The 3,373-nt window shown below is 73.4% G+C and carries 4 protein-coding genes; all 4 read left to right on the forward strand.

Features of this window, described 5'->3' with window-relative positions; translation table 11 throughout:
* On the forward strand, positions 1-649 hold a 649-nt coding region (locus tag ABT300_RS42470), incomplete at its 5' end, for an ABC transporter substrate-binding protein (protein WP_351688075.1).
* Positions 634-1,647: an ABC transporter permease gene (locus ABT300_RS42475; protein ID WP_351688077.1), complete on the forward strand. Its 1,014-nt coding sequence runs from the start codon at positions 634-636 to the stop codon at positions 1,645-1,647. The genes ABT300_RS42470 and ABT300_RS42475, both read left to right, overlap by 16 nt.
* A complete protein-coding gene (locus ABT300_RS42480) occupies positions 1,644-2,504 on the forward strand; it encodes an ABC transporter permease (RefSeq protein WP_502978122.1) in 861 nt (286 codons plus the stop codon). The genes ABT300_RS42475 and ABT300_RS42480 overlap by 4 nt, the downstream gene beginning before the upstream one ends.
* Positions 2,505-2,509: 5 nt before the next feature.
* Positions 2,510-3,373, forward strand: an 864-nt coding sequence (locus ABT300_RS42485; RefSeq protein WP_502978123.1) for an ATP-binding cassette domain-containing protein, incomplete at its 3' end; no start/stop codon positions are given.

The raw sequence follows: 3,373 nt of genomic DNA on the forward strand, positions 1-3,373 counted from the left end.
GGTGCGGTGGGTGGACCGGGAGGCCATGGTCAAGCAGGTGCTGTCCGGCTACGGCACGGTCGCCAACGACGTCCTCGGCACCGGCGACCCCGCCTACGCCAAGGACATCCCCCAGCGCGAGCGGGATCTGACCAAGGCCAAGTCGCTGCTGAAGGAGGCTGGCTTCGACCTGTCGAAGACCTACAAGCTGCTGACCACCGAGGACATCCCGGGCCTCGCCGAGGCAGCGACCCTGTTCGCCACCCAGGTCCGTGAGGCCGGGGTGAAGGTCGAGGTGGTCAAGCAGGAGTCGGCCGCCTTCTGGGAGAAGACCTGGCTCAAGGGCGACCTCTACACCACCTACTGGGGCACCAACGACTCGGTGGTGTTCTTCGCCAGCAAGACGATGGTGTCCGACTCCGGCCAGAACGAGACCGGTTGGAAGAACAAGGAGTTCGACGCCGCCTACAAGAAGGCCATGGCGACCAAGGACCCGGCGGAGCGCGCGAAGGTGCTGCACGAGTTCCAGCAGATCGAGTACGCCGAGTCCGGCTATCTGCTGTGGGGCATGGCCGACGGCATCGACCTCGCCGCCGCCGCGGTGCGTGACCTGCCGACCCTGCCCGGCTACGGACGCGTCCAGCTCGAGACGGCATGGCTGGCTCGCTGATCGAGGCGGTGCGGCGCGGGCCGGCCGGGGGCAGCGAGCCCCGGCCCGCCCCGGCCGTCGTACGCCTCCTGCTGCGCGTGGCCGGGTTGCTCGCGCGTCGGGCCCTGATGCTCGCCGTACTGCTCGCGTTCGTCTTCACCGCCGTGCAGCTGCTTCCGGGCGATGCGGCCACCGCTACCTCCGAGCGCGGGGAGAGCGCGGCCGACCTCGCCGAGCGGCGCCATCTGCTCGGCCTGGACCGGCCGGTGCTGGAACGCTTCTGGGAGTGGATGACCGGCCTGTCCACCGGCGACCTCGGCTCCTCCGCCCGCGGCGAGCCCGTCGCCGACCTGCTTTCCCGGCCCTTCCCCAACACCCTGCTGCTCGGCGGGCTCGCGCTGCTGGTGACCCTGGTCGCCTCCGTCACGCTCGGCTGCTGGGCGGCGGCCAGGCCCGGAGGGAGGACCGACCGGGCCGTGTCGGCGAGTGCCACCGGGGTGCTCGCGCTGCCGGAGTTCGTCGTCGCGGTGGCCCTGGTGCTGGTCTTCGCCCTGTGGACCGACTGGCTGCCCGCCGTCACCCTCACCGACGCGGACGGCTCGCCCGCTTCCTGGGAGATGCTCGTGCTGCCGGTGCTCGCGCTGGCGATCCCGCAGATCGGCTGGAACGTCCGGATCGTGCGGGCCGCGCTCGCCGACGAGGCCAAGGCCCCGCACATCGAGACCGCCGTGCTCGACGGACTGCCCCGGCACCGGATCTTCACCCACCATCTGCTGCCCGGCGCGCTGCCGACCATCGCGGCAGGGATCGCCACCTCCACGGGCATGCTGCTGGGCGGGGCGGTCGTCGTGGAGACCGTCTTCAACTACCCCGGCATCGGCTCGGTGCTCGCCGGAGCCGTCACCGACCGGGACAGCCCCCTCATCGCCGGCGTCGTCGCCGTGACCGGAGCCGTCATCACCGGAGTCCTGCTGCTCGCCGACCTCGTACGCGCCTGGGCCTCGGGAGGCCGGACATGACCCCGTCCACATCCACCGAGCGTCCCGCCACTGCCGCGCGCCGCTTCCCGATGCGCCTCCGTCCGGCCCTGCGGGTGCTCCCGGCCCTGCTGCTCACCGCCCTCGCCCTGACCGGCCCCTGGCTCACCCCGCACGTCATCGACGCCCCTGTCTCCGCTCCGTTCGCCGAACCCGGCGGCGACGCCCCCTTCGGCGGCGACCAGTTGGGCCGGGACGTGCTCAGCCGCGTCCTCGCCGGAGGACGCGAACTCGTCGTCACCTCCCTGCTCGTGGCCCTCCTCGTCACCGGGATCGCCGCCCTGCTCGGGGCGATCAGCGCACTGCGCCCGGCCGTCGGACGGATCGTCGAACGCGCCGCGGACGTACTCATGTTGCTGCCCGCCGTGCTCGGCATCCTGCTGGTCACCCTGTCCTGGCCGGACGGCGGACGGCTCGCCGTCGTCACCGCCGCGGTCGTCCTCGGCGTGCCGTACGCGGTGCGGCTGGTCGCGGGTGCGGCCGTGCCGGTGGCCGCTTCGGGATACGTCGAGGCGGCCACCGTCGGCGGCGAACGGCTGTGGTACCTCGTCGTACGCGAGGTGCTGCCGAACCTGCGGGCGACGCTGCTCGCGCTGTTCGGACTGCGCTTCGTCGCCGCCGTCTACCTCGTCGCGACCGCCGGCTTCCTCCAGGTCGGGCCCCAACCCCCCGCCGCCGACTGGGCGTTGATGATCCGGGAGAACTCCAGCGGCGTCCTCCTCAACCCCTGGGCCGTCCTCGCCCCCAGCATCGCCATCGGCCTGCTCGCCATGAGCGTCAACCTGGCCGCCGCCGCACTCGTCCCCGCAACCGGCCGGAAGGCGGTGCCCACACTGTGAACCACATGCCCCACTGGTACCCGAACGGCCAAGCAGTGGACGGGGATCACGCCGTCCGAGTAGCCGGCCTGACCGTCGCCGCACCGGACGGCCGAATCCTGCTGGACGGCGCCGACCTCGAGATACGCGCAGGCCGCGTCACCGCCGTGACGGGACCGTCCGGTTGCGGCAAGACGACCCTGCTGCGGGCAGTGGCGGGCGCCCTGCCGCCCGGAGCCCGCCACAGCGCCGGGACAGTCACCGTCCTCGGCCAAGACCCCCTGGCCCTGCCGCCCGCAGAACTGCGCGCCCTGCGTCGCCACCGCCTCGCCTACGTCGGCCAGGACCCCGGCACGGGCCTGAACCCGCGGATGAAGGTGCGTCGGCTGCTCGCCGAAGTCGCCGTCGACCGCACGGCCGAGGCGATCCAGGCCCTGCTCGCCGAAGTACGGCTGCCCGTCGACGAAGGGCTCGCGGACCGCCGTATCGGCGCGCTGTCCGGGGGCCAGCAGCGCCGCGTGGGACTCGCCCGGGCCCTGGCCCGCCGACCCGCCGTCCTCCTCCTCGACGAGCCCACCGCCGGGCTCGACCCGGCGCTGCGCGACGAGATCGCCGACCTCCTGCGGCACCTCGCCGAGAACCATCGGCTCGCCGTCGCACTGTCCTGCCACGACACGGACCTGGTCGGCCGGCTCGCCGACGACGTCGTGGACCTGGGCGACGGCCGCCGTACCACGCCGGTGCGGGCCCCCGCGTCCCGCGCTGTCGCTCCCGGCCCCGCCGTGCTCACCGTGTCCGGGCTGCACGCGGCACACGGCCACCGGGGCCGCCGTACCGCCGTCCTGCACAGCGTCGACCTCACCGTCACCGCCCGGGGCAGCGTCGGCGTC

It is taken from the genome of Streptomyces sp. NPDC001027 (genome assembly GCF_040299045.1).
Taxonomy (GTDB): Bacteria; Actinomycetota; Actinomycetes; order Streptomycetales; family Streptomycetaceae; genus Streptomyces.